Source organism: Mycobacterium sp. TH-M82 (assembly GCF_057473605.1).
This window is the reverse complement of the sequence record NZ_JBYCKY010000039.1, coordinates 1-1,762: the sequence shown is the minus strand read 5'-3', so window position 1 is coordinate 1,762 and position 1,762 is coordinate 1. Positions and strand designations below refer to the sequence as shown.

At 64.8% G+C, this 1,762-nt stretch carries 1 protein-coding gene; it reads left to right on the top strand.

What is annotated here, in order from left to right:
* Positions 1-1,616, top strand: a 1,616-nt coding sequence (locus tag AC2VON_RS01220) for a multifunctional oxoglutarate decarboxylase/oxoglutarate dehydrogenase thiamine pyrophosphate-binding subunit/dihydrolipoyllysine-residue succinyltransferase subunit (protein WP_486951320.1), incomplete at its 5' end; no start/stop codon positions are given.
* Positions 1,617-1,762 lie beyond the last annotated feature (146 nt).

The following is a 1,762-nucleotide window of genomic DNA, read 5'->3' as shown; positions in this document are numbered from 1 at the left end:
GGTCCAGCGAATACTGCACCGACGTCGCCAAGATGCTCGGCGCGCCGATCTTCCACGTCAACGGCGACGACCCGGAGGCGTGTGTGTGGGTGGCGCGACTGGCGGTGGATTTCCGGCAGAAGTTCCACAAGGACGTCGTCATCGACATGCTGTGCTACCGCCGTCGCGGACACAACGAGGGCGACGACCCGTCGATGACCAACCCGTACATGTACGACGTGATCGACGCCAAACGCGGTGTCCGCAAGAGCTACACCGAAGCGCTGATCGGTCGCGGCGACATCTCGATGAAGGAAGCCGAAGACGCGCTGCGTGACTACCAGGGCCAGCTGGAGCGGGTGTTCAACGAGGTCCGCGAGCTGGAGAAACACGCCGCCGAGCCCAGCGAGTCGGTGGAGTCCCTCCAGATGATTCCGGCCCGGTTGTTCACCGGCATCGACAAGGCGCTCATGGCCCGCATCGGTGACGCGCACCTAGCCCTGCCGGACGGCTTCACCGTGCACCCGCGCGTGCAAACGGTGCTGGACAGGCGCCGGGAGATGGCCTACGAGGGCAAGATCGACTGGGCCTTTGCCGAGTTGCTCGCGCTGGGTTCGCTGGTGGCCGAGGGCAAGCTGGTACGGCTGTCCGGCCAGGACACCCGCCGCGGCACCTTCTCGCAACGGCATTCGGTGCTCATCGACCGCAAGACCGGCGCGGAGTTCACCCCGCTGCAGCTGCTGGCGATCAACGAGGACGGGACACCGAGCGGCGGCAAGTTCCTGGTGTACGACTCACCGCTGTCGGAACTGGCCGCCGTGGGTTTCGAATACGGTTATTCGGTCGGCAACCCGGACGCTGTCGTGTTGTGGGAGGCGCAATTCGGTGACTTCGTCAACGGCGCCCAGACCGTCATCGACGAGTTCATCAGCTCTGGTGAAGCCAAGTGGGGCCAGTTGTCCGCGGTGGTGCTGTTGCTGCCGCACGGTCACGAAGGCCAGGGGCCCGACCACACTTCGGGACGCGTCGAGCGTTTCCTGCAACTCTGGGCGGAGGGCTCGATGACGGTCGCCACACCTTCGACGCCCGCGAACTATTTCCACTTGTTGCGTAGGCACGCCCTGGACGGAATCCAGCGTCCGCTGATCGTCTTCACGCCGAAATCGATGCTGCGCAACAAATCGGCAGTCAGCGACGTCAAGGACTTCACCGAGGTCAAGTTCCGCTCGGTGCTGGAGGAGCCCGGCTACGAGGAGGGCGTCGGCGATCGCGACCAGGCGAACCGGATTCTGTTGACCAGCGGCAAGCTGTACTACGAGTTGGCCGCCCGCAAGGCAAAGGACAACCGCGACGACATCGCCATCGTGCGGATCGAGCAGCTGGCGCCGCTACCGAAGCGCCGGCTGGCCGAAACCCTGGACCGCTACCCGAATGTCAGCGAGTTCTTCTGGGTGCAGGAGGAGCCGGCCAACCAGGGCGCGTGGCCACGGTTCGGATTGGAGCTTCCGGAGTTGTTGCCGGACAAGCTGACCGGGATCAAGCGCATCTCGCGTCGGGCCATGTCAGCACCGTCGTCGGGGATGTCGAAGGTCCACGCCGTCGAGCAGCACGAGATCCTCGACGAGGCGTTCGGCTGAGCTGCGTCATCACCTGGCACCGTTGCCCACGCACCACATAGCCACACTGCGGTCAGAAGGGTGGTGGTTCGTCGTTTCGGGCCAGCTCGGCGATGCGTTTTCGACGCTGAACGGCGAGGCGTTCTTCGTTGATGCGGCGTTCGGCG